Source organism: Serratia sp. HMSC15F11 (genome assembly GCF_001808215.1).
In the GTDB taxonomy this organism is placed as follows: domain Bacteria; phylum Pseudomonadota; class Gammaproteobacteria; order Enterobacterales; family Enterobacteriaceae; genus Serratia; species Serratia nevei.
Map to the genome: position 1 here is coordinate 39,889 of NZ_KV792465.1, position 23,721 is coordinate 63,609.

Annotated in this window: 25 protein-coding genes and 1 tRNA gene (1 of these 26 only partly in view); 21 read left to right on the plus strand and 5 right to left on the minus strand. The window is 60.7% G+C overall.

All coding sequences use genetic code 11. From position 1 onward, the window contains the following. Positions 1-31 (plus strand) — tRNA-OTHER (locus tag HMPREF3138_RS13675) (it extends 52 nt beyond the left edge of the window). Positions 32-342: 311 nt separating this feature from the next. Here HMPREF3138_RS13675 and queG read toward each other — a convergent pair. Further along, positions 343-1,482, minus strand: coding sequence for a tRNA epoxyqueuosine(34) reductase QueG (queG, locus tag HMPREF3138_RS13680; RefSeq protein ID WP_038879225.1), 1,140 nt, complete (start codon positions 1,480-1,482; stop codon positions 343-345). Between queG and nnr the strand changes: the two genes are divergently transcribed. From nnr to HMPREF3138_RS13760, 16 genes are all read left to right on the plus strand, one after another. Next, a complete protein-coding gene (nnr, locus tag HMPREF3138_RS13685; RefSeq protein ID WP_038879222.1) occupies positions 1,481-2,995 on the plus strand; it encodes a bifunctional ADP-dependent NAD(P)H-hydrate dehydratase/NAD(P)H-hydrate epimerase in 1,515 nt (504 codons plus the stop codon). The genes queG and nnr overlap by 2 nt on opposite strands. Positions 2,996-3,005: 10 nt before the next feature. Then, positions 3,006-3,476 carry a tRNA (adenosine(37)-N6)-threonylcarbamoyltransferase complex ATPase subunit type 1 TsaE gene (tsaE, locus tag HMPREF3138_RS13690; RefSeq protein WP_038879220.1) on the plus strand — a complete coding sequence of 157 codons (471 nt, stop codon included), beginning with the start codon at positions 3,006-3,008 and terminating at the stop codon, positions 3,474-3,476. Between the two features lie 7 nt (positions 3,477-3,483). Beyond that, positions 3,484-5,280, plus strand: a complete 1,797-nt coding sequence (amiB, locus tag HMPREF3138_RS13695; RefSeq protein WP_038879218.1) for an N-acetylmuramoyl-L-alanine amidase AmiB — start codon at positions 3,484-3,486, stop codon at positions 5,278-5,280. Between the two features lie 22 nt (positions 5,281-5,302). Beyond that, positions 5,303-7,186 carry a DNA mismatch repair endonuclease MutL gene (gene mutL / locus HMPREF3138_RS13700; RefSeq protein WP_038879215.1) on the plus strand — a complete coding sequence of 628 codons (1,884 nt, stop codon included), beginning with the start codon at positions 5,303-5,305 and terminating at the stop codon, positions 7,184-7,186. Next, a complete protein-coding gene (gene miaA, locus HMPREF3138_RS13705) occupies positions 7,179-8,120 on the plus strand; it encodes a tRNA (adenosine(37)-N6)-dimethylallyltransferase MiaA (RefSeq protein ID WP_070559122.1) in 942 nt (313 codons plus the stop codon). The genes mutL and miaA overlap by 8 nt, the downstream gene beginning before the upstream one ends. Positions 8,121-8,234: 114 nt before the next feature. Next, entirely contained in the window at positions 8,235-8,543 is a 309-nt protein-coding gene (hfq, locus tag HMPREF3138_RS13710; RefSeq protein ID WP_004933678.1) for an RNA chaperone Hfq, read from the plus strand. 98 nt (positions 8,544-8,641) lie between these two features. Beyond that, positions 8,642-9,922 carry a ribosome rescue GTPase HflX gene (gene hflX / locus HMPREF3138_RS13715; protein WP_004933675.1) on the plus strand — a complete coding sequence of 427 codons (1,281 nt, stop codon included), beginning with the start codon at positions 8,642-8,644 and terminating at the stop codon, positions 9,920-9,922. 68 nt (positions 9,923-9,990) lie between these two features. Continuing rightward, positions 9,991-11,241 carry an FtsH protease activity modulator HflK gene (hflK, locus tag HMPREF3138_RS13720; protein ID WP_038879209.1) on the plus strand — a complete coding sequence of 417 codons (1,251 nt, stop codon included), beginning with the start codon at positions 9,991-9,993 and terminating at the stop codon, positions 11,239-11,241. A 3-nt stretch (positions 11,242-11,244) separates the two neighbouring features. Further along, positions 11,245-12,249 carry a protease modulator HflC gene (gene hflC / locus HMPREF3138_RS13725; RefSeq protein ID WP_004933669.1) on the plus strand — a complete coding sequence of 335 codons (1,005 nt, stop codon included), beginning with the start codon at positions 11,245-11,247 and terminating at the stop codon, positions 12,247-12,249. A gap of 63 nt (positions 12,250-12,312) precedes the next feature. Further along, positions 12,313-12,513 carry a DUF2065 domain-containing protein gene (locus HMPREF3138_RS13730; RefSeq protein WP_004933666.1) on the plus strand — a complete coding sequence of 67 codons (201 nt, stop codon included), beginning with the start codon at positions 12,313-12,315 and terminating at the stop codon, positions 12,511-12,513. A 98-nt stretch (positions 12,514-12,611) separates the two neighbouring features. After that, positions 12,612-13,910, plus strand: a complete 1,299-nt coding sequence (locus HMPREF3138_RS13735) for an adenylosuccinate synthase (protein ID WP_038879206.1) — start codon at positions 12,612-12,614, stop codon at positions 13,908-13,910. A 233-nt stretch (positions 13,911-14,143) separates the two neighbouring features. Continuing rightward, positions 14,144-14,569 (plus strand): nitric oxide-sensing transcriptional repressor NsrR, encoded by a 426-nt coding sequence (gene nsrR / locus HMPREF3138_RS13740; protein ID WP_015376391.1) that lies wholly within the window; start codon positions 14,144-14,146, stop codon positions 14,567-14,569. Between the two features lie 59 nt (positions 14,570-14,628). Then, entirely contained in the window at positions 14,629-17,103 is a 2,475-nt protein-coding gene (gene rnr, locus HMPREF3138_RS13745; RefSeq protein ID WP_015376392.1) for a ribonuclease R, read from the plus strand. A gap of 61 nt (positions 17,104-17,164) precedes the next feature. Then, on the plus strand, positions 17,165-17,896 hold the full coding sequence (rlmB, locus tag HMPREF3138_RS13750) for a 23S rRNA (guanosine(2251)-2'-O)-methyltransferase RlmB (protein WP_038879203.1): 732 nt from the start codon (positions 17,165-17,167) through the stop codon (positions 17,894-17,896). A 116-nt stretch (positions 17,897-18,012) separates the two neighbouring features. Continuing rightward, positions 18,013-19,641 (plus strand): isovaleryl-CoA dehydrogenase, encoded by a 1,629-nt coding sequence (locus HMPREF3138_RS13755; RefSeq protein WP_038879201.1) that lies wholly within the window; start codon positions 18,013-18,015, stop codon positions 19,639-19,641. Between the two features lie 66 nt (positions 19,642-19,707). Beyond that, positions 19,708-20,106, plus strand: coding sequence for a DUF350 domain-containing protein (locus HMPREF3138_RS13760; RefSeq protein WP_015376394.1), 399 nt, complete (start codon positions 19,708-19,710; stop codon positions 20,104-20,106). Here the strand turns inward: HMPREF3138_RS13760 and HMPREF3138_RS13765 are convergent. Then, positions 20,103-20,378, minus strand: a complete 276-nt coding sequence (locus HMPREF3138_RS13765; protein WP_033638652.1) for a YdgH/BhsA/McbA family protein — start codon at positions 20,376-20,378, stop codon at positions 20,103-20,105. The two genes, HMPREF3138_RS13760 and HMPREF3138_RS13765, sit on opposite strands and share 4 nt — an antisense overlap. Positions 20,379-20,500: 122 nt before the next feature. Then, a complete protein-coding gene (gene bsmA / locus HMPREF3138_RS13770; RefSeq protein WP_038879199.1) occupies positions 20,501-20,809 on the minus strand; it encodes a biofilm peroxide resistance protein BsmA in 309 nt (102 codons plus the stop codon). 127 nt (positions 20,810-20,936) lie between these two features. Between bsmA and yjfP the strand changes: the two genes are divergently transcribed. Both yjfP and HMPREF3138_RS13780 read left to right on the plus strand, forming a co-directional pair. After that, entirely contained in the window at positions 20,937-21,689 is a 753-nt protein-coding gene (gene yjfP, locus HMPREF3138_RS13775; protein WP_038879196.1) for an esterase, read from the plus strand. A gap of 123 nt (positions 21,690-21,812) precedes the next feature. Then, complete coding sequence (locus tag HMPREF3138_RS13780) at positions 21,813-22,175, plus strand: hypothetical protein (protein WP_038879194.1); 363 nt, start codon at positions 21,813-21,815, stop codon at positions 22,173-22,175. 96 nt (positions 22,176-22,271) lie between these two features. Here HMPREF3138_RS13780 and HMPREF3138_RS13785 read toward each other — a convergent pair whose 3' ends face one another. After that, positions 22,272-22,538 (minus strand): YdgH/BhsA/McbA family protein, encoded by a 267-nt coding sequence (locus HMPREF3138_RS13785; RefSeq protein WP_038879189.1) that lies wholly within the window; start codon positions 22,536-22,538, stop codon positions 22,272-22,274. Further along, positions 22,535-22,756, minus strand: coding sequence for a hypothetical protein (locus HMPREF3138_RS26355; RefSeq protein ID WP_139145153.1), 222 nt, complete (start codon positions 22,754-22,756; stop codon positions 22,535-22,537). The genes HMPREF3138_RS13785 and HMPREF3138_RS26355 overlap by 4 nt, the downstream gene beginning before the upstream one ends. 236 nt (positions 22,757-22,992) lie before the next feature. Between HMPREF3138_RS26355 and rpsF the strand changes: the two genes are divergently transcribed. Together rpsF and priB are read left to right on the plus strand one after the other, a co-directional pair. Further along, positions 22,993-23,391, plus strand: coding sequence for a 30S ribosomal protein S6 (gene rpsF, locus HMPREF3138_RS13790; RefSeq protein WP_004933634.1), 399 nt, complete (start codon positions 22,993-22,995; stop codon positions 23,389-23,391). Between the two features lie 8 nt (positions 23,392-23,399). Then, positions 23,400-23,717, plus strand: a complete 318-nt coding sequence (gene priB / locus HMPREF3138_RS25580) for a primosomal replication protein N (protein WP_004933632.1) — start codon at positions 23,400-23,402, stop codon at positions 23,715-23,717. The last annotated feature ends 4 nt before the right edge of the window (positions 23,718-23,721 follow it).

Consider the following 23,721-nt stretch of genomic DNA (forward strand, 5'->3'; position numbering starts at 1 on the left):
GTCGCGAGTTCGAGTCTCGTTTCCCGCTCCAATTTTCTCTTCGTTTCAAACTCAAATCCAACGCCTTATTCGGCGGGGATTTTTGTCCCGTTTTACACGCCTGGTAAAAATGTTGTAAACAGAGTTATCCACAGCCTCTGTACATAAACCCGCCTGCCTGAAAAATCAACGTCATACAAATTAAATATTTATTTATTTGATTTATAAGCTTATTTATTTATCCCAAAACGTTATACCGATCACTTGCTCTTTTTGTTGCAGTTGAAAGACAACGTGTTTTTATTTTTATGCACAAATCCACAGAGTGAGACATCCGGTGAGATGGCCGCGCGGCGCACGCCGTCAGGCGTCCCTCGGCAAACCTTTTTCCACAGCCCGTATCAGCCGTTTTTTCTGCGCCGTCTGCACCTCGACGCCCTGCGCCTCGCGGCGGGCAAGCTGTTGCGCCAGCGCCCAGTGGATATGTTCGTCCAGCATGGCGTCCTGGCCCAGGCGCGTGCGCAGCGCGAGCACAATGCCGTCCTCGTAGGGCGCATTGCCCAGCGCCACGGCGATATTGCGCAGCCAGCGCAGGTGGCCGATGCGGCGTATTGCCGAGCCTTCGGTGATGCGCAGGAATTTTTCCTCCGTCCAGTTGAACAGATCGATCAGCTGCGGTGCATGCAGCGCGGCGCGTGGGCTGAAATCGTCTTCGTCGGTGAGCTGCGAAAAGCGGTTCCAAGGGCAGATCAGCTGGCAGTCGTCGCAGCCGTAGATGCGGTTGCCGAGCAGCGGCCGGAATTCCTCCGGGATCGCGCCTTCCAGCTCGATGGTCAGGTAGGAGATGCAGCGCCGGGCGTCTACGGTATAGGGGGCGACGATGGCACCGGTCGGGCAGGTGGTGATGCAGGCGACACAGCGGCCGCACTGCTCTTCCTGCGGCTTATCCACCGGCAGCGGCAGGTCGATCAGCAACTCGCCGAGGAAAAACCACGACCCGGCTTCGCGGTTGAGAATTAGTGAGTGTTTACCAACCCAGCCAATGCCTGCCTTGGCGGCCAGCGCGCGTTCCATCACCGGCGCGGAATCGACAAAGGGGCGGAAATTCAACTCGCCGCAGTAGGCCTGGATCTGATCGCCCAGCTTTTTCAGGCGCTGGCGCAACAGTTTGTGATAGTCGCGCCCCAGCGCGTAGCGGCTGACGTAACCCAGCTGCGGATTTTGCAAGGTGCTGGCAAACGCCGCCTTGGCCGGCAGGTAGTTCATGCGTACGCTGATCACCCGCAGCGTGCCCGGCAACAGTTCGTGAGGGCGCGCGCGCAGCATGCCGTGGCGCGCCATCCATTCCATCTCGCCGTGGTACTGCTTGTCGAGCCAGGCCTGCAGCTTCGGCTCTTCGAGGCTTAGGTCGGTATCGCAGATGCCAACCTGTTGGAATCCTAGCGATTGCCCCCATTGCTTGATATGTTGGGCGAGTTGATGGAAATCGAGGGGGTGCGTCATGACGGGCCACAGTGAAAAAGCATACGCTGACAGTTTATCACACTCTGTCTGGCCTGCGGATTGGATCCGTCGCTCGGAACCCGCGGCGGCGGCCTCGCTCGGTATTTCTCTTTACGATTTGATGCAGCGCGCCGGTCAGGCGGCCTACGCATTGGCGCGCAACGCGTACCCCTCCCGCGACCACTGGCTGGTGCTGTGCGGCCACGGCAACAACGGCGGCGACGGCTATGTGGTGGCGCGCCTGGCGAAGGCGGCGGGCCTGCAGGTGACGCTGATCGCCTGCGAAGGCGCACGGCCTTTGCCGCCGGAAGCCGCAGCGGCCCGTCAGGCCTGGCTGGCCGCCGGCGGTGATATTCTGCCGGCGAACAGCCGCTGGCCGGCGTCCGTCTCTCTCATTATCGACGGCCTGTTAGGCACTGGCCTTGGCAGCGCGCCGCGTGCGCCTTACGACGCGCTGATCGAGGCCGCCAACCGCCATTCGGCGCCGGTGGTCGCGCTCGATATCCCGTCCGGCCTGCTGGCGGAAAGCGGCGCGGTGCCGGGTGCGGTCGTGCGTGCCGCGCATACCGTCACGTTCATCGGCCTCAAACCGGGATTGCTGACCGGCCAGGCGCGCGACTGGGTCGGGCAACTTCATCAGAATGCGCTAGGCTTATCGGGTTGGCTGGCGAAGCAACCGGAACAGATTCAGCGGCTTACCGCCGAGGCGTTGCCGCGCTGGCTGCATCCGCGCCGCCCCTGCGCCCATAAGGGCGAGCATGGCCGCCTGCTGTTGGTGGGCGGCGACCGCGGATTCGGCGGCGCCATTCGCATGGCGGCGGAAGCGGCGCTGCGCAGCGGGGCGGGATTGGTGCGAGTGCTTACTCACATTGAACACGTTGCACCGCTGCTGGCGGCCCGGCCGGAGCTGATGGCGCAGGCGCTGGACGAGGCGACGCTGCGGCAGGCGATGCAATGGGCGGATGTGCTGGTGATTGGCCCGGGGCTGGGCCAGGCTGAATGGGGAAAAAACGCCTTGAACATGCTGCAAACCAGCGATAAACCGGCCTTGTGGGACGCCGATGCGCTGAACTTGCTGGCATTAAATCCCGAGAAACGGCAGAATCGCGTGATGACCCCGCATCCTGGAGAGGCGGCGCGGCTGTTGAGCTGCAGCACTGCCGACATCGAGAGTGATCGCTTACTTGCCGTGCGCAAGCTGACGGCGCGCTACGGCGGCGTGGCGGTGCTGAAAGGCGCCGGCACGCTGATCGCCGATGAGCAGGGGCAGATGGCGATCGCCGACGTCGGCAACGCCGGCATGGCCTCCGGCGGCATGGGCGATGTGCTGTCGGGCATCATCGGCGGTTTGCTGGCGCAAAAGCTCCCGCTGTATGATGCCGCCTGTGCGGGCTGCGTCGTACATGGCGCGGCCGGCGATCGCGTAGCGGAAAGACAAGGAACAAGAGGCATGTTGGCGACCGATTTACTGCCGGACATCCTTCATTTCGTTAACCCTGAGTGGGCAAAATAGACTTTATCGAATGAAAGAACTCGTTTTACCTCTGCCGGACGAGGCAGCGACTGTCGCTTTGGGCACCACTTTGGCCAAGGCCTGCGATCGCGCCAGCGTCATCTATCTCTACGGCGACCTGGGCGCCGGTAAAACCACCTTCAGCCGTGGTTTCCTGCAGGCGTTAGGGCATCAGGGCAACGTCAAAAGCCCGACCTACACGCTGGTGGAACCCTATGCCTTGCAGCCGCTGGCAGTGTATCACTTCGATCTGTATCGCCTGGCCGATCCTGAAGAGCTTGAATTCATGGGCATTCGCGATTACTTCGCGCAAGACGCCATCTGCCTGGTCGAATGGCCGCAACAGGGCACCGGCGTGCTGCCGGAGCCGGATCTGGCGCTGCATCTTTGCTATCAGGGCGAGGGGCGAGAGGCAAAGATCGAGGCGATTTCCACTTACGGCAGCCAGCTGTTAGACCGCATTCATGGATCACAGGGATGATGCCGCAATGACGCACGTGTTGAAAAAATTTGCGGTCATCATACTGATCGCTGTGCTGGGGCCGCTCGGCGCGCTGAACGCGCTGGCGGCGTCCTCGCTGTCCGATATCAAAGTGTCCAACGCCCAGCGTGAAGCGACGGTGTCGGTGAGCTTCAATGGCCCGCCGGACTACGCGTTTTTCCCGCTGCACGGCCCGGATCGCGTGGTTCTGGACGTTAACCAGAAGGGCAAGGTCGGCGGCCTGCCGCTCAATTTCAGCGGCCAAAACCTGGTGAAAAGCATTCGCTCCAGCGCGCCGAAAGACGCTCAGAGCGTGCGCCTGGTGTTTGATCTGACCCAGCGCGCCAAGACCCGCGTCTCCACCCGCCAGAACGGCAGCGTGCATACCGTGGTGTTCACCATTACGGCCGAAGGCAGTGCCAATACGGTGGTGCGCAAGGCGCCGGTGCAAACGCCTGCGCCGGTTGCGGTCAACCCACCACCGCGTCAGGCACCGGTCGCGGTGCGTGAAGCGCCGGAGCCGCCGCTGCGCAAAGCGCCGACGGGATCGAATCCCTTTACCAATAAACAGAGCGTCGTCGCAGGCACCGCCACCGAAGTCACGCCGCGCAGCAGCCGCGTTTCCGCCGGTTCCGGCGATCGGGTGGTGGTGGCGATCGACGCCGGCCACGGCGGCCAGGATCCGGGCGCCATTGGCCCGAGCGGGCTGAAAGAAAAGAATGTCACCATCGCCATTGCGCGCCGCCTGCAGGCGATGCTGGACGCCGATCCACAGTTCAAACCGGTGCTGACGCGTAACGGCGACTACTTCATCTCGGTGATGGGGCGCTCTGACGTTGCGCGCAAACAGGGCGCCAACGTGCTGGTCTCCATCCACGCCGACGCCGCGCCAAACCGCAGCGCCAGCGGGGCTTCCGTTTGGGTGCTGTCCAACCGCCGCGCCAACAGCGAAATGGCCGGTTGGCTCGAACAGCATGAGAAGCAGTCCGAGCTGCTCGGCGGCGCCGGCGATCTGCTGGCCAACAGCCAGGCCGACCCTTACCTGAGCCAGGCGGTGCTGGATCTGCAGTTCGGCCACTCGCAGCGCGTCGGGTACGACGTGGCGGTGAAAGTGCTGCAGCAGCTGCAGAGCGTCGGATCGCTGCACAAACGCCGGCCGGAACACGCCAGCCTGGGCGTGCTGCGCTCGCCGGATATTCCCTCGCTGCTGGTGGAAACCGGATTTATCAGTAATAGCACGGAGGAGCGGCTGCTGGGCAGTAGCGCGTATCAGGAGAAGATTGCCAAGGCCATTCATAATGGCCTGCGCAGCTACTTCCTGGCGCATCCGCTGCAAGCCGACCCAAAGGTGGAAAACCGACCGCTGGACGTCGCAGCGGCGGTTAACACCTCAACACCAGACGTGCGCCAGCCTGAGCCTATCGTCAGCTCGGCCGGCGCGAGCCGCAGCGTAAGCGGCAAGACCCAGATCCACGTGGTGAAGCGGGCGGAAACGCTGTCCGGCATCGCCGACAGCTACGGCACCACCATGGCGGCGCTGCGGGATCTGAACAAACTGAAAAAAGACGGCGTGTGGGTGGGGCAACGCCTGAAGGTGCCGGCGGGGAAAACCGCCGCCGTCACTACCGTCGCCAAGGCGAAAACGCCGGCCAAGAAGCCGTCTAAACATAAAGTGGCCCGCGGGGATACGCTCTCCTCCATCGCTTCTCGCTACGGGGTCAGCGTCGGCGATCTGAAACGGGTCAATAATCTGAAGTCGGACGTCGCGCCGCTGGATCGGACGCTGACTATTCCGCAGGCCTAGCGCCATCGCTACAGGAGTCAGCATGCCTATCCAGGTGTTACCGCCACAGCTTGCCAACCAGATCGCCGCCGGAGAGGTGGTTGAACGCCCCGCGTCGGTCGTCAAGGAGCTGGTGGAAAACAGCCTGGACGCCGGGGCGACGCGCATCGATATCGATATTGAACGCGGCGGCGCCAAGCTTATCCGCATTCGCGACAACGGCTGCGGCATCGGCAAGGACGATCTGGCACTGGCGCTGGCGCGGCACGCCACCAGTAAAATCAGCACGCTCGACGACCTGGAGGCGATCGTCAGCCTCGGTTTTCGCGGCGAAGCGCTGGCCAGTATCAGCTCGGTTTCCCGTTTGACCCTGACGTCGCGCACCGCCGACCAGAGCGAGGCGTGGCAAGCCTATGCCGAAGGGCGCGAGCAGGCGGTGACGGTCAAACCCGCCGCGCACCCGGTCGGCAGCACGCTGGAAGTGCTGGATCTGTTTTACAACACCCCGGCGCGCCGCAAGTTCATGCGCACCGAGAAAACCGAATTCGGCCATATCGACGAAGTGGTACGGCGCATCGCGCTGGCGCGTTTCGATGTGGCGATCAACCTCAGCCACAACGGCAAACTGATCCGCCAATACCGGGCGGCGAAAGAAGAGAGCCAGCACGAGCGCCGTTTGGGCAGCATCTGCGGTCCGGCGTTTTTGCAGCATGCGCTGAACATCGACTGGCAACACGGCGATCTGAGCATCCGCGGCTGGGTGGCGGATCCGGCCGGGGCGCGCCAGCTGGGTGAAATGCAGTACTGCTACGTCAACTGCCGCATGATGCGCGATCGCTTGATCAATCACGCCATTCGTCAGGCCTATCAGGATCAGCTGAAGGACGATCAGCAGCCCGCTTACGTGCTGTATCTGGAGGTCGATCCGCACCAGGTGGACGTCAACGTTCATCCCGCCAAGCACGAGGTGCGTTTCCATCAGGCGCGGCTGGTGCACGATTTTATCTACCAGGCGGTAACCACCGTGCTGCAGCAGGCCGGTCAGACGCCGCCGCTGCCGCTGGCGGAAACGCCTGACGAAGCGCCTGCGCCGGTCTGGCAGCCGGAAAACCGCGTCGCCGCCGGCGGCAACCATTTTTCTCAGCCTGCGCCGCGTCGCGAAACGCCACCACCGGCCGGCGTCGCCCGCGAGCGCGCACCGCAGCCGGGTTGGCAAACGGCGGGTGGTTACCAGAAACGCGAAGGCGAGCTGTACGGTAAACTGATGCAGCCCGCCGCCGAGCCGCAGGCCGATGCAGCGCCGGAAGTTTCGAGCAAGCCGCCGCTGTTCCCGCCGGCGAAAGCCGCAGCGGAAACGCCGTTAGCGAGCGGCCAGCACAGTTTTGGCCGGGTGCTGATGATTCACCCGCCGTGCTACGCGTTGATTGAACAGCGCCAGCAGCCGGCGTTGCTCAATCTGATGGTGGCCGAGCGCTGGCTGCGCCAGGCGCAGCTCAACCCGCCGACGGAAGGGTTGCGGCCGCAGCCGCTGCTGATCCCTGTCAAGCTGACGTTGGACAAGCGCGAAGTGGCGGCCATCGCGCGGCATCAGGCGCTGCTGACGATGATGGGGCTGGATCTGCAGGCGGATCACGGCCGTGTGACGCTGCGCGCAGTGCCTTTACCATTACGCCAACAAAATTTACAAAAACTGATACCCGAACTGTTAGGCTATCTGGCCGAACATCAGGAGATGTCGCCCGCGGTGCTGGCCACCTGGCTCGCTCGCCGCCTTGGCAGCGAACATGAGCAGTGGAACACCTCGCAAGCGATACAATTGCTGACCGACGTTGAACGACTTTGCCCGCAGCTGGTCAAATCGCCACCGAGCGGACTTTTACAACCCGTTGATTTACAGGCTGCACTGGCGGCCCTCAAGCATGACTGAAACTGAAATGACACCACGTCCCCCGGCTATTTTCATCATGGGGCCGACCGCCTCGGGCAAGACCGCGCTGGCGATCGCGCTGCGCGAACGCCTGCCGGTGGAACTGATTAGCGTCGATTCCGCGCTGATTTATCGCGGCATGGATATCGGCACCGCCAAGCCGAGCGCCGAAGAATTGGCGCAGGCGCCGCATCGGCTGATCGATATTCGCGATCCCGCCGAAGCTTACTCGGCCGCGGAGTTCCGCGCCGACGCGCTGAAGGAGATGGCCGACATCACCGCCGCCGGGCGCATTCCGCTGCTGGTCGGCGGCACCATGTTGTATTTCAAGGCGTTGTTGGAAGGATTGTCGCCGCTGCCGTCCGCCGATCCCGCGGTGCGCGAGCGCATCGAACGGCAAGCGGCGGAGCAGGGCTGGGAGGCGCTGCACCGTCAGTTACAGGCGATCGATCCGGTCGCGGCATTGAGAATTCATCCGAATGATCCGCAGAGACTGTCCAGAGCACTGGAAGTTTTTTTTATTTCGGGTAAAACTTTAACGGAACTGACTAAAATTTCGGGTGAATCGTTACCGTATCAAGTTCACCAATTTGCGATAGCGCCGACCAGCCGTGAGTTGATCCATCAACGCATCGAGCTGCGGTACCATCAAATGTTGGCGGCGGGTTTTGAGACGGAAGCGCGTGCACTTTTCGCACGGGGTGATTTGCATACGGACTTGCCCTCCATTCGCTGTGTCGGTTACCGCCAGATGTGGTCATACTTGTCTGGTGAAATTAGTTACGATGAGATGGTTTATCGTGGTATTTGCGCAACACGTCAGTTGGCTAAACGCCAGATGCCCTGGTTACGGGGTTGGGAGTCGGTCCATTGGTTGGACAGTGAAAAGCCGGGAGAGGCTTTGGACTCGGTGATACAGGTTGTTAGTGCATAGGTTGGGTGATTGTGTACAATTGCTGAGTATTCAGCGCGCAAATTTTTTACGTCGTTTATTTTAGAGCCGACAGGTTCTTAGTTACAAACAACAAGCAAATAAGGAAAAGATAGAATGGCTAAGGGGCAATCTTTGCAAGATCCGTTCCTGAACGCATTGCGTCGTGAACGTGTTCCGGTTTCTATTTATTTGGTGAATGGTATTAAGCTGCAAGGCCAGATTGAGTCTTTTGACCAGTTTGTCATCCTGTTGAAGAACACGGTTAGCCAGATGGTGTACAAGCACGCTATCTCTACCGTTGTCCCGTCACGTCCGGTTTCGCATCACAGCAACAACCCGAGCGGCGGTTCAAGCAACTATCACCATGGCAACAATCCGTCTGCGCAGCAACAGCCGCAGCAGGAAAGCGATGACGCTGAATAAAGCGCGTTGCAAGTCAACCATGACGGGGAGCATAAGCAGCCGCTGGCTGTTTATGTCCCCCAAACTCACGGTGAGTGTCCGTTTGAGAGGTTGCACGCTTGTTTGACCGTTATGAAGCCGGTGAGCAGGCCGTACTGGTTCATATCTATTTCTCGCAAGACAAAGATACGGAAGACCTCAACGAGTTCGAATCGTTGGTTTCCTCAGCCGGTGTCGAAGCTTTGCAAGTGGTGACTGGTAGCCGCAAAGCCCCGCATCCGAAGTACTTTGTCGGCGAAGGAAAGGCCGAAGAAATTGCAGATGCGGTGAAAGCCAGCGGCGCGTCTGTTGTCCTGTTTGATCATTCCCTTTCCCCGGCGCAGGAAAGAAACCTTGAGCGCCTGTGCGAATGCCGGGTGATCGATCGTACCGGGCTGATTTTAGACATCTTCGCCCAGCGTGCCCGCACCCATGAAGGTAAGCTGCAGGTGGAGCTGGCGCAGTTGCGTCACATCGCCACGCGTCTGGTACGCGGCTGGACGCACCTGGAGCGGCAAAAAGGGGGGATTGGCCTGCGCGGGCCGGGGGAAACCCAGCTTGAGACCGACCGTCGCCTGTTACGCGATCGCATCAGCTTGATTCTGCGCCGCCTGGAGCGGGTAGAAAAGCAGCGTGAACAAGGCCGACGCGCGCGGACCCGCGCCGATGTGCCGACCGTATCGCTGGTGGGCTACACCAACGCCGGCAAATCCACCCTGTTTAACCGAATAACGTCTGCCGAGGTGTATGCGGCGGACCAGCTATTTGCCACCCTGGATCCTACGTTGCGGCGCATTGACGTGCCGGACGTGGGGGATACCGTGTTGGCGGATACCGTAGGCTTTATCCGGCACCTGCCGCACGATCTGGTGGCCGCCTTCAAGGCGACGCTGCAGGAAACGCGCCAGGCATCTCTGCTGCTGCACGTCATCGATGCCGCAGATCCGCGCGTCGATGAGAACATCGAAGCGGTGAACACCGTGTTGGCGGAGATAGACTCGGATGAAATCCCTACACTGTTAGTGATGAACAAAATAGATATGCTGGACGATTTTGTGCCGCGTATCGACCGCAACGACGAAAACCTGCCGATCCGGGTGTGGCTGTCCGCCGCCAGCGGAGAGGGTATTCCGTTGCTGTATCAGGCGTTGACGGAGCGCTTATCGGGGGAGATCGCGCATTACGAATTGCGCTTACCGCCACGGGCAGGCCGTCTTCGCAGCCGTTTTTACCAGCTTCAGGCGATTGAAAAAGAGTGGAACGAAGAGGACGGCAGCATTGGCGTGGTGGTGCGAATGCCGATCGTCGAATGGCGTCGTCTCTGCAAGCAAGAACAGGACCTGATTGACTTTATCGTATGATCATATCCTGTTACATTTATGCTTCGCGAAAGCCTGAAGTACCCAATCACAGAATATGGAGCTAAAACATGGCGTGGAATCAGCCCGGTAATAACGGACAGGACCGCGACCCGTGGGGGAGCAGCAATAACAATGGCGGCAACTCTGGCGGTAACAACAAAGGCGGTCGTGATCAAGGGCCACCTGATTTGGACGATATCTTCCGTAAACTGAGCAAGAAATTGAGCGGTTTTGGCGGGGGCAAAGGCTCCAACAGCAATAGTGGCGGCACCGGCACCTCTGGTCCGGGCTTCAGCGGCCGCATTATCGGTATCGCGGCGGTGGCCGTGGTGGTGATCTGGGCTGCCAGCGGCTTCTACACCATCAAGGAAGCCGAGCGCGGCGTCGTGACGCGTTTCGGCAAATTCAGCCACCTGGTGCAGCCGGGCCTGAACTGGAAGCCGACCTTCATCGACGACGTGCGTCCGGTGAACGTGGAATCCGTGCGCGAGCTGGCGGCGTCCGGCGTGATGCTGACCTCCGATGAAAACGTGGTGCGCGTGGAAATGAACGTGCAGTACCGCGTGACCAACCCGGAAGCGTACCTGTTCAGCGTCGTCAATGCCGACGACAGCCTGAGCCAGGCGACCGACAGCGCCCTGCGCGGCGTGATCGGCAAATACTCGATGGACCGCATCCTGACCGAAGGCCGTACCGTGGTGCGTAACGATACGCAGCGCATGCTGGAAGAGACCATTCGTCCTTACAACATGGGCATCACGCTGCTGGACGTCAACTTCCAGGCGGCGCGTCCGCCGGAAGAGGTGAAGGCGTCGTTCGACGATGCGATCGCCGCGCGTGAAAACGAGCAGCAATACATCCGTGAAGCGGAAGCTTACGCCAACGAAGTTCAGCCGCGTGCGAACGGCCAGGCGCAGCGTCTGCTGGAAGATTCCAAGGCTTATAAAGACCGTACCATCCTGGAAGCGCAGGGTGAGGTGGCGCGCTTTGCCAAACTGTTGCCGGAATACAAGTCCGCTCCGCAGATCACCCGCGAGCGTCTGTATATCGAAACCATGGAAAAAGTGCTGGGCCATACCCGTAAGGTGTTGGTGAGCGACAAAGGCAACAACCTGATGGTGCTGCCGCTGGATCAGATGCTGCGCGGTCAAGGCGCGGCGCCGGAGAGCGGCAACAAGGATACCAGCCTGATTCGCCTCAATCCGAATCCTGCGCCGGCTGCCAACAGCAGCACTCCGCGTACCAGCGGCGGTTCGATTATGGATCAGCGCCGGGCGAATGCGCAGCGTGACGACACCACTCGCGTAGGGAGAGAGTAATCAATGCGTAAGTCTTTTGTAGTTATTGTCCTCGCGGTGCTGGTGGTGCTGTACGCTTCGCTGTTCGTGGTGCAGGAAGGCCAGCGCGGCATCGTGCTGCGCTTCGGCAAGGTTCTGCGCGACGGCGAAAACAAGCCGCTGGTGTATGCGCCGGGTCTGCACCTCAAGATCCCGTTCATCGAGACCGTGAAGAACCTGGATGCGCGCATCCAGACCATGGACAACCAGGCCGATCGCTTCGTGACCAGCGAGAAGAAAGACCTGATCGTCGATTCCTATCTGAAGTGGCGCATCAGCGACTTCAGCCGTTACTATCTGGCGACCGGCGGCGGCGACGTCTCTCAGGCCGAAGTGCTGCTAAAACGCAAGTTCAGCGACCGTCTGCGTTCCGAAATCGGCCGCCTGGACGTGAAAGACATCGTGACCGACTCGCGCGGCAAGCTGATGTCCGACGTGCGTGACGCGCTGAACACCGGCACCGTGGGTGACGGCGAAGAAGTGGCGACCACCGAAGCCGATGACGCTATCGCCTCTGCGGCGGCGCGCGTTGAGCGGGAAACCACCGGCAAACAGCCGCAGGTGAACCCGAACAGCATGGCGGCGCTGGGCATCGAAGTGATCGACGTGCGTATCAAGCAGATCAACCTGCCGGCGGAAGTGTCCGACGCTATCTATCAGCGTATGCGCGCCGAGCGTGAAGCGGTAGCCCGTCGTCTGCGCTCGCAGGGCCAGGAAGAAGCAGAGAAGCTGCGCGCCAGCGCGGACTACGAAGTGACCCGTACCCTGGCGGAAGCCGAGCGTCAGGCGCGTATCACCCGCGGTGAAGGCGATGCCGAAGCGGCCAAGCTGTTCGCCAACGCGTTCAGCCAGGATCCGGACTTCTATGCCTTTATCCGCAGCCTGCGTGCCTATGAAGCCAGCTTCAAGGACAACCAGGACGTGTTGGTACTGAGCCCGGACAGCGATTTCTTCCGCTACATGAAGTCGCCTGATACCCTGCGCAAGTAAGCGCGGCAGGCAATCTGATCGAGGGCCCGTTTACGCGGGCCCTTTCTCGTTTTTGGGGGATGCATGAACTCAACGATTTGGCTGGCGCTCGGGCTGGTTCTGGTGCTGGAAGGATTAGGGCCGATGCTGTTTCCGCAGGCCTGGCGCAAAATGATTGTGGCGATGTCGCAGTTGCCGGACGCGACGCTGCGGCGATTTGGCGGTGGAATAGTGGTTGCGGGCTGCGTGATCTACTACATGTTGAGCGGCCGCACGGGTCTTTAAAGTCTAGCCCAAAATTTATGCAATCGTATGCTAAAAGTGCTGAAAATCGAAAATTACGGTGGTAGAATCCATTTTTAAGCAATCGGTGATTTTGAAAAATGGGTAAGAACGTCGTCGTACTGGGCACCCAATGGGGTGACGAAGGTAAAGGCAAGGTTGTAGACCTGCTGACTGAACGGGCTCAATATGTTGTGCGCTACCAAGGTGGCCATAACGCTGGCCACACTCTGGTAATCAACGGTGAAAAAACCGTCCTTCATTTAATTCCTTCAGGTATTCTGCGTGAAAACGTCACCAGCATCATCGGCAACGGTGTTGTTCTGGCGCCGGACGCATTGATGAAAGAAATGGGTGAACTCGAAGCGCGTGGCATCCCGGTACGCGAACGTCTGTTACTCTCTGAAGCTTGCCCGCTGATCCTGCCTTATCACGTCGCGCTGGACAACGCGCGCGAGAAAGCGCGCGGCGCGAAAGCGATCGGCACCACCGGTCGTGGTATCGGCCCGGCTTACGAAGATAAAGTGGCTCGCCGCGGTCTGCGCGTCGGCGATCTGTTCAACAAAGAAACCTTCGCCGTTAAGCTCAAAGAGATCGTCGATTACCACAACTTCCAGCTGGTCAACTACTACAAAGTTGAAGCCGTCGATTATCAGGCGACGCTGGACTATGTGCTGTCTATCGCCGACATCCTGACTTCTATGGTGGTTGACGTTTCCGAACTGCTGGACGGCGCGCGTAAGCGTGGCGATCTGATCATGTTCGAAGGCGCTCAGGGCACCCTGCTGGATATCGACCACGGTACTTATCCGTACGTCACCTCTTCCAACACCACCGCCGGCGGCGTGGCTACCGGTTCCGGCATTGGCCCACGTTATGTGGACTACGTGCTGGGCATCGTGAAAGCCTACTCCACTCGCGTAGGTGCAGGTCCGTTCCCAACCGAACTGTTCGATGAAACCGGCGAGTACCTGTGCAAGCAGGGTAACGAGTTCGGCGCCACCACCGGCCGTCGCCGTCGTACCGGCTGGCTGGACGCGGTAGCGGTGCGTCGCGCCGTGCAGATCAACTCCCTGTCCGGCTTCTGCCTGACCAAACTGGACGTCCTGGACGGCCTGAAAGAAGTGAAGATCTGCGTGGGTTACCGCATGCCGGACGGCCGTGAAGTGGATACCACTCCGCTGGCGGCTGAAGGCTGGGAAGGCATTGAGCCTATCTACGAAACCATGCCGGGCTGGAGCGAAACCACCTTTGGCGTGAAAGAGCACAGCAAGCTGCCTCAGGCTGCGCTGAACTACATCAAGCGCATCGAAGAAGTGACCGGCGTACCGGTAGATATCATCTCTACCGGCCCGGATCGCAGCGAAACCATGATCCTGCGCGACCCGTTCGACGCATAATCAGGCTTTGCGGCATTAAACAAACCGGGCGCGTCCCGGTTTGTTTTTATCCTGACTCCCTCCGATTGCGGTTTCACGTCAAAAAATCCTTTCATAAACCCGCCTTAGGGCGCGGGATTCGCTAAATAATTAGCGACGAACTCTCCGGCTGGTTTATTATCCAATGAGTAATCTTTTGAATAGCGCCGAAAAGCGGCGTATCAGACGGGTAAAACGATACCCAGAGGTAAGATGTGCAGTTAACAAGTTTTACTGATTATGGCCTGCGGGCGTTGATCTACATGGCCTCGTTGCCGCAGGACAAGATGACCAGTATCTCGGAAGTGACCGAGGTTTACGGCGTGTCTCGCAACCATATGGTGAAGATCATCAATCAGTTGAGCCGGGTCGGTTTTGTCACGGCGGTGCGCGGCAAGCATGGCGGCATCCGTTTGGGCAAACCGGCCGAGAGCATTCGCCTCGGCGACGTGGTGCGGGCGCTGGAGCCGCTTGCGCTGGTTAACTGCAGCAGCGAGTTTTGCCACATCACCCCTGCCTGCCGACTGAAGCAGGTGCTCCAACAGGGCGTACAGAATTTCCTTGAAGAGCTGGATAAGCATACGTTGGCCGATATGGTCGAAGACAATCCGCCGCTCTACAAGCTATTGCTTGTCGAATAAAACGACGTTGAGAAGACAAGGCTCAACGTCATCCTGCTGATGACAACGGAGGAACCGCAATGTCACAAGATCCATTCCTGGAACGAGAAGCAGAAAAATACGAATCCCCCATCCCCAGTCGTGAATATATCCTGGCCCATTTGGCGAAACGTGAAACGCCGGCCAGCCGCGAAGAACTGGGCAACGAACTGGGCCTCAGCGGTGAAGAGCAGCTGGAAGCGCTGCGCCGCCGCCTGCGCGCCATGGAGCGCGATGGCCAGCTGGTGTTTACCCGCCGCCAGTGCTACGCGCTGCCGGAACGTCTGGATCTGCTGCGCGGCACGGTGATCGGCCACCGCGACGGCTACGGCTTCCTGCGCGTGGAAGGCAGCAAAGACGATCTGTACCTGTCTGCCGAACAGATGAAAATGGCGATCCACGGTGACGTGGTGCTGGCGCAGGCCTTGGGCGCGGATCGCAAAGGGCGCCGCGAAGCGCGCATCGTGCGCGTGCTGGTGCCGAAAACCAGCCAGATTGTCGGCCGCTTCTTTATGGATGCCGGCACCGGCTTCGTGGTGCCGGATGACAGCCGTCTGAGCTTCGATATTCTGATCCCGGCGGACAGCGTCAGCGGCGCGCGCATGGGCTTTATGGTGGTGGTGGAGCTGACGCAGCGTCCGACCCGTCGCACCAAGGCGGTCGGCAAGATCGTCGAGATCCTCGGCGACAAGATGGGCACCAGCATGGCGGTGGACATCGCGCTGCGCACCCATGAGATCCCGCATACCTGGCCGCCGCAGGTGGAAAAGCAGGTGGCCGATCTCAGTGAGCAGGTGCCGGAAGCGGCCAAGAAGGGCCGCGTCGATCTGCGCAAGCTGCCGTTGGTCACCATCGACGGTGAAGACGCACGCGACTTCGATGACGCCGTGTACTGCGAGAAAAAACGTGGCGGCGGCTGGCGCCTGTGGGTCGCGATCGCCGACGTCAGTTACTACGTGCGCCCGCGCACCGCGCTGGACGATGAAGCGCGCAGCCGCGGCAACTCGGTGTACTTCCCGTCGCAGGTGATCCCGATGCTGCCGGAAGTGCTGTCCAACGGGCTGTGCTCCCTGAACCCACAGGTCGATCGCCTGTGCATGGTGTGCGAGATGACCATCTCCGCCCAAGGGCGCCTGTCCACGGCCAAGTTCTACGAAGCGGTGATGAGCTCGCACGCTCGCCTGACCTATAACAAGGTGTGGCACATTCTGCAGGGCGATCAGGAGCTGCGCGAGCACTACCATCCGCTGGTCAAGCACCTGGAAGAGCTGCACGCGATGTATAAAGTGCTGGATAAGGCGCGCGCCGAGCGCGGCGGCATCGCGTTTGAAACCGAAGAAGCCAAATTCATCTTCAACGCCGAACGCCGCATTGAGCGCGTGGAGCCGACGGTGCGCAACGACGCCCACAAGCTGATCGAAGAGTGCATGATTATGGCCAACGTGGCGGCCGCGCGCTTTGTCGAGAAACGCAACGAGCCGGCGCTGTACCGCGTGCACGATCGTCCGAGTGACGACCACATATCCGCGCTGCGCAGCGTGCTGAGCGAGCTGGGGCTGACGCTGGGCGGCGGCAACAAGCCGCAGCCGAAGGACTATGCGGTGCTGATGGATGAAGTGTCCGAGCGCCCTGACCACGAAATGCTGCAAACCATGTTGCTGCGTTCGATGAAGCAGGCGATTTACGATCCGGAAAACCGCGGCCACTTCGGCCTGGCGCTGGCGTCTTACGGCCACTTCACCTCGCCGATCCGCCGTTATCCGGATCTGGCGCTGCACCGCGCGATCAAATATCAGCTGGCCAAAGAACACGGCGAGCCGAAAGAGCGCTGGACGCCGACCGGCGGCTGGCACAGCGAATTCGAAGAGATGCTGCAGCTGGGCGAACACTGCTCGATGACCGAGCGCCGCGCGGACGAAGCGACGCGCAACGTCGCCGACTGGCTGAAGTGCGACTTCATGCAGGATCACGTCGGTGAAGTGTTCAGTGGCATCATCTCCAGCGTGACCGGCTTCGGCTTCTTCGTGCGCCTGAACGATCTGTTCATCGACGGGCTGGTGCACGTATCAACGCTGGATAATGATTACTATCGCTACGATAATATCGGCCAGCGCCTGATCGGCGAGTCTTCCGGCACGGTATATCGCCTGGGAGATACAGTGGAGATCCGCGTGGACGCGGTGCACATGGACGAGCGCAAGATCGACTTCGCGCTGGTGTCCAGCACCCGCAAAGCGCGCGGTGAAGGCAAAACCGAACGCGATCGCGCCAAGAAGGGCGGCCAGCGCACGCTGCGCGACAACGGTAGCGCGGGGCGCGGCAAGCGCCGCGGCGGCAAACCGCCGGCCAACTTCGAGCCGGACAGCGCCTTCCGCAAGCAGGATGACGCCAAACCCGCGGACAACGTGAAGAAGGCGAAGAAGAAAGCCAAGAAAGCGTCCGACAAAACGCGGAAAATCGCGGCGGCGACCAAAGCCAAACGCGCAGCCAAGAAGAAAGGTGCCGAGCAGGCTTAACCTGCCGCACATCGTTACCATCGGCCGGTTATCGCCGGCCGCACGAATTTAAAAGAGCATCATGAGCGAAATTATTTACGGCATTCACGCCGTCAAAGCCCTGTTAGAGCGCGATCCGCAACGCTTCCTGGAAGTGTTTATCCTGAAAGGCCGTGAAGATCGCCGCCTGCAACCGCTGATCGCCGAGCTGGAAGCGACCGGCATCGTGATCCAGGTGGCGAGCCGCCAGTGGCTGGATGACAAGGTTGAAGGCGCGGTGCACCAGGGGATCATCGCCCGGGTGCGCGAAGGGCGTCAGTATCAGGAGAACGATCTGCCGGGCCTGTTGGAGAGCGTGGAAACGCCATTCCTGCTGGTGCTGGACGGCGTGACCGACCCGCATAACCTCGGCGCCTGCCTGCGCAGCGCCGACGCTGCCGGCGTGCATGCGGTGATCGTGCCGCGCGACCGTTCCGCCCAGCTGAACGCCACCGCCAAGAAAGTGGCCTGCGGCGCCGCCGAGAGCGTGCCGCTGATCCGCGTGACCAACCTGGCGCGCACGCTGCGCCTGCTGCAGGAAATGAACGTCTGGGTGGTGGGTACCGCCGGCGAAGCCGACCATACGCTGTATCAGAGCAAAATGACCGGCCCGATGGCGCTGGTGATGGGCGCGGAAGGCGAAGGCATGCGTCGTCTGACCCGCGAACACTGCGACGAGCTGATCAGCATCCCGATGGCCGGTACCGTCTCTTCGCTGAACGTGTCGGTCGCCACCGGCATCTGCCTGTTCGAAGCGGTGCGTCAGCGCGGCTGATCCTCCTGACGGGGGCCCTGAGCCCCCGTGAATTCCCCCTCTTGTGATCCCGCTTTCGGCAGAAATCTCTGCGCCGACCATACTTACTCCTGACGCTTTTCTCAGGGAGCACTCTCATGGTCTGGACTACGCACACCGTTTTTAACCAACCCAAGCCGCTGGGCAACAGCAACCTGTTTCTCTCCGATACGCCGCTGCGCGAAGCGTTGCAGCGCGAGCAGGGCGGCTGGGACGCCGAGGTATTGGCTTCGCTGGGCCAGCAGCTCGGTACCCAGGAGTCGCTGGAGCTGGGCCGCCTGGCCAACGCCAACCCGCCGGAGCTGCTGCGCTACGACGCCACCGGCCAGCGGTTGGACGACGTTCGCTTTCACCCCGCCTGGCATATCCTGATGCAGGGGCTGATCGCCAACCGGGTGCACAACCTGCCCTGGCAGGAGGATGCGCGCATCGGTTCCTTCGTGGCGCGCGCCGCGCGCTTTATGCTGCATGCGCAGGTTGAGGCCGGTACGCTGTGCCCGGTGACCATGACCTTCGGCGCTACGCCGCTGTTGCTGCAGGCGTTGCCGGCCGAGTTTCGCTCCTGGTTGACGCCGCTGCTGTCGGATCGTTATGACGCTCATCTGCTGCCGGGCGGGCAAAAGCGCGGCCTGCTGATCGGCATGGGCATGACGGAGAAGCAGGGCGGCTCCGACGTTTTGAGCAATACCACTACCGCCGCGCCGCTCGGCGCGCGCGGGCCGGGTGAAGCCTACCGGCTGGTGGGGCACAAGTGGTTCTTCTCGGTACCGCAGAGCGATGCGCACCTGGTGCTGGCGCAGGCCGAAGGCGGGTTGTCCTGTTTCTTCCTGCCGCGCATTTTGCCGGACGGCAGCCGCAACGCCATTCGCATGGAGCGGTTGAAAGACAAACTGGGCAACCGCTCCAACGCCAGCAGCGAAGTGGAGTTTCAGGACGCCACCGCCTGGCTGTTGGGGGATGAGGGTGACGGCGTGCGGCATATCCTGAAGATGGGCGGCCTGACCCGTTTCGACTGCTCGCTCGGCAGCCACGGCCTGATGCGCCGCGGGCTGTCGGTGGCGCTGTATCATGCGCTGCAGCGGCAGGCGTTCGGCAAGCTCCTGATCGAACAACCGCTGATGCGCCAGGTTTTGGCGCGCATGGCGCTGCGGCTGGAAGGGCATACCGCGTTGCTGTTCCGGCTGGCCCGCGCCTGGGAAAGCCGCAGCAATGAGGGCGAGCTGATCTACAGCCGCCTGCTGACCCCGGCGGCGAAATACAGCATCTGTCGCCAGGGCATGCCGTTCATCGCCGAGGCAATGGAGGTGCTGGGCGGTATCGGCTACTGCGAAGAGAGCGAGCTGCCGCGCCTGTATCGCGAGATGCCGGTCAACAGCATCTGGGAAGGTTCCGGCAACATCATGTGTCTGGACGTGTTGCGCAGCCTGCACAAGCTGCCGGGCGCGCTCGAAATGCTGCAGTTCGAGCTGCAGCCGGTGCGCGGCCAGAATCGCTTGTTCGATCACGCCTGGCGGCAGTGGCAGCAGCGTGCGCGGCAACCGCGTGAAGAGATGGGGCGGCTGCTGACCCAGCAGCTGTTCGACCTGTGCTGTGCCGCGCAGCTGCTGCAGCACGCCAGCCCGCAGATAGCCGACGCCTGGTGCCACCTGACGCTGGATCACCGCGGCGAGAGCCTGCTGTCGGCCGGGGTGTGCGAACTGCTGCTCAACCGCGCTATCGGCGGTTAGGGAAAAGGGGGGCGCGCGGCGGCGAAAACCTTTTTAATTCAGCCTCACTCTGACAGGAAAATGCACATGGATATTCTCAGCGCGTTGGCGGCATTCGCCTCTTATTTCTTCAGCGGTTTCGCCATGATTTTGGTGTTTCTGTTCGTCTATACCCGCATCACTCCGCACGACGAATGGGCGCTGATCAAGGCCGATAATCAATCCGCCGCCTTTGCTTTCATCGGCGCTTGCCTGGGGTATGTGATCCCGTTGGCCAGCGCGGCGATCAACTCGATCAGCCTGCTGGATTACCTGCTGTGGGGCGTAGTGGCGCTGGTGGTGCAACTGCTGCTGTTCGCGGCCGTGAAGATCTACATGCCGCGCATCAGCGACAAGATCGAAGCGAACCACCTGGCCGCCGGGATTTTCCTGGGGGGCGTCTCCGTCAGCGGCGGCGTGTTGAATGCGGCTTGCATGAGCTACTAAAGGTATAAGATGGCCGAGGCGCGCCAGCCAAGCGGGTGCGCCTGTTCTTCCATCCGCAGGATGCGGTAATAGCTGGCGCCGTGTTGGCCGGCGGTGCGAGCGATGGCCTGCTCCGCCTCCTGCGGTGAACCGGGCAGATCGTTAAAGGTGATCTCGGCGATTTCACTGAGCGGCGTCACGCGATCGGCGGGCGCCAGCTCGGCGGACTGTGCGCCGGTGCTGAGCAGCCCTACTGAAAGCAGGAGGGAGGTGAGTGCGGTGGAGCGTTTCATGGCGTTCCCCTTCGTCAGATCCTGAATCGCATCCGCAACATGCGGCATGCTGTCCGACAGTGTGCAACACCCTACTTCAGCCTGTGCAAAGCCAGTGTAAATCTGCTTAAAAAACCCCCGCCTTACCGATACAGAATCGCCTGGGAATACCATTGGCCCGGCACGATGGTTTCGCTGTTCATGATGATCACGTAATACCGGGCGCCGGCGGCGGTGGCCTTGCGCTGGATCTCCGCTTCCACGTCCATCGGGCTGCCGCGCACCACGGCGGTGACGGTACCTATCTTCACCAGCTCGGCGGTCTGCGCGCGGACGATCTCCTGCGCCTGTGCGGTGGGCGGTGGCGGCGGCTTCGGCGTGGTGGTCATGATGCCGCAGGCGGAAAGCTGTGCGGCCAGCGTCAGGGCGATGAGTGTGCGGACAAGCGTCATGGTGACCTCGAAAGAGCCGGTACGATGGCTTCAGTGTAACGCAATATAAGCTGGAACAGATTGAGCTAACGCTGGCTGGCGCAAGTTTGTCATGATGAATGCCAACAGGTGAGTTGAGGATGAACGGATGATTGAAATTCATGACGAGCGGGCGGGCGATATTGCGGTGATCCATGCGGTCCCCGCAGGGCACTATCACCGGCCTTTGCCGACGGTGTTCTTCTGTCATGGGTATACCTCGTCGAAAGAGGTGTACGCGTACTTCGCCTATGCGCTGGCGCGCGCCGGTTTTCGGGTGGTATTGCCGGATGCCGATCGGCACGGCGAGCGGTTCGACGGCGATGAGGCGCGGCGTCTGGCCACGTTTTGGGAGATCCTGCGCAGCAATATCGACGAGCTGCCGCAGATCAAGGCGCATTTCGAGCGGCTCGGCCTGATTGCCGACGGGCGTATCGGCGTCGCCGGCGCCTCTATGGGGGGCATGACCGCGCTTGGCGCCTTCGCGCGCTTCCCGTGGATCCGGGCGGCCGTCAGCCTGATGGGTTCCGGCTATTACCGTGCGCTGGCGCAAACGCTGTTTCCGCCGTTGGGCGAAGAGGGCGAGGCCCTCTCGCCGGCGGCGTTTACGGCGCGCACCGCCGTGCTGGCGGAGTATGAGCTGGAAGGGCGCTTGGCGGCGATCGCCGGGCGGCCGCTGCTGCTGTGGCACGGCGAGACGGACGACGTGGTGCCGGCGGCGGACAGCCTGCGTTTGGCGGCTGAACTGCGGCAGCAAGGCGCGGACGGCCGTTTGACGTCGCTCATCGAACCGGGGGTGAAGCACCGAATCACGCCGCTGGCGCTGTCCGCCACGGCCGACTTCTTCCGCCGCGAGCTGTAATGCTCCGCCGGGCACGATGCCTGGAATTGCACCGCTCTGTGCCTGCTGTTTCGGCCATCGTTTGGCCGAATGAAGGGGAGAATGTCAGCGTGAATTCTTTCAGGGCAACAAGGAGCAGAGGGCATGATAAAAAGCATCGGCAGTACGGCCGGTTTAATGGGAACGATGAAAGCGCGCGCTGAGCTTAACTCAGCGGCCTTCAGCGAGATGTTGGGGGCCGCCGACGGCAAGGCGCGGCAAAACCAGGCGAATCCGCTGTCGCGCATCACCGCGCAGACGGTGCATAACATGACGGCGCTGTTTGCCTCCGCGCCGAAAGCGGCAGCCACTCACGCCGCAACGGCCGATACGCTCTCGTTCGAGCAGCGGGCGACCCTGACGGGCAGCGCCGAGCTGTTGCAAACGCGGACAAATTATCTGCAGATGGCGCTGCAATTACATAATCCGGGCAAGGCGTTCAGCATGCCGGTGCTGCTCAAACTCTGATGAGGGAAGCGGAGCGCCCAACGGGCGGCGCTCCGGTACGGACTGAACGGGCTTTCTGATGAAGCCCTGGGGATTTCCCTGGCGTGGCGTGCGCTTTTAGCGGTACAGCTCGGCGCTGACGTGCATCGTGCTGTTGTCGCCCGGTTCGTGCAGGGCGATGATGCGATAAGAGCTTGCGCCGCGTTGATCGGCGATTTTGCTGACCTGGCTGCTGGCGTCATCCGGCGAAACCACGTTCTGGTTCAGGGTGACGAAGCCGACGCTCTGGCGTTGATCGGCCTGGTGCGAGGTGATCTCCGTTGCGGCCATTAGGTTGGCGGAAAACAGGGCGGCCAGCGCCGTTGCGAGAATGATGCGTTTCATAGTGCCTCTCTTAACCCTTTGCCGTTACGGCCTGACAGCGAATGTCGCTGCGGCAAAAAGTCATTTATCTGCATTGAATAACCTGAAATCTCTTTCGTCGCGCTGTCTGCGGCGGATATGGTTAATTTTAGTCCGTTGTGGCGGATTAAAAAGCGGGGGCTTTTGATGACCTTTTTCAAAAAAAGTGAAATAGATTTGTGACTCAGCGCTGATTTCATTGAAAGATTTTTGAAACCGATGGATCGGCGTACATAGGTTCTCCCACGAGCAAATCGTGCTATTTCCCATAGCGCCTCGCATTAACGCGAATAAAACCCACGCAGTCCTTGAGTTTCCCGCCCTGCGTCAGTATGATTACGCGTCATTTTTCAGCCGCACACTAAACACGTTCCTTGCTTCCATGGGCCGCGGTTGACCCTGACAGGAGGCTGAATAATCCGTAAGGAGCAATTCGATGCGTCATTACGAAATCGTTTTTATGGTCCATCCTGACCAAAGCGAACAGGTTCCGGGCATGATCGAGCGTTACAGTGCTACCATCACTAACGCGCAAGGTCAGATTCACCGTCTGGAAGACTGGGGCCGCCGTCAGCTGGCTTATCCGATCAACAAACTGCACAAAGCTCACTACGTTCTGCTGAACGTTGAAGCGCCGCAGGAAGCGATCGATGAGCTGGAAACTAACTTCCGCTTCAACGACGCCGTTATCCGCAGCATGGTTATGCGCGTTAAGCACGCGGTAACTGAAGCATCTCCGATGGTTAAAGCGAAAGACGAACGTCGTGGCGATCGCCGCGAAGACTTCGCTAACGAAACCGCAGATGATGCAGATGCTGGGGATTCTGAAGAGTAATTGCCGCCGTGACGGCTAATCGTCTGGTTTTGTCGGGCACTGTGTGCAAGGCGCCGGTTCGAAAAGTGAGTCCTTCCGGGATACCGCACTGCCAATTTGTGCTAGAGCACCGTTCGCAGCAGACGGAAGCCGGATTCAGCAGACAAGCATGGTGCCGAATGCCCGTGGTTGTCAGCGGACAACAGTCACAAGCACTAACTCAAAGATTAACGGTCGGCAGTCAGATTACCGTGCAAGGCTTTGTAAGCTGCCATCAAGGGCGCAACGGGCTGAGCAAATTGGTTCTGCATGCCGAGCAGATTGAATTGATAGATTCTGGAGACTAGCCAA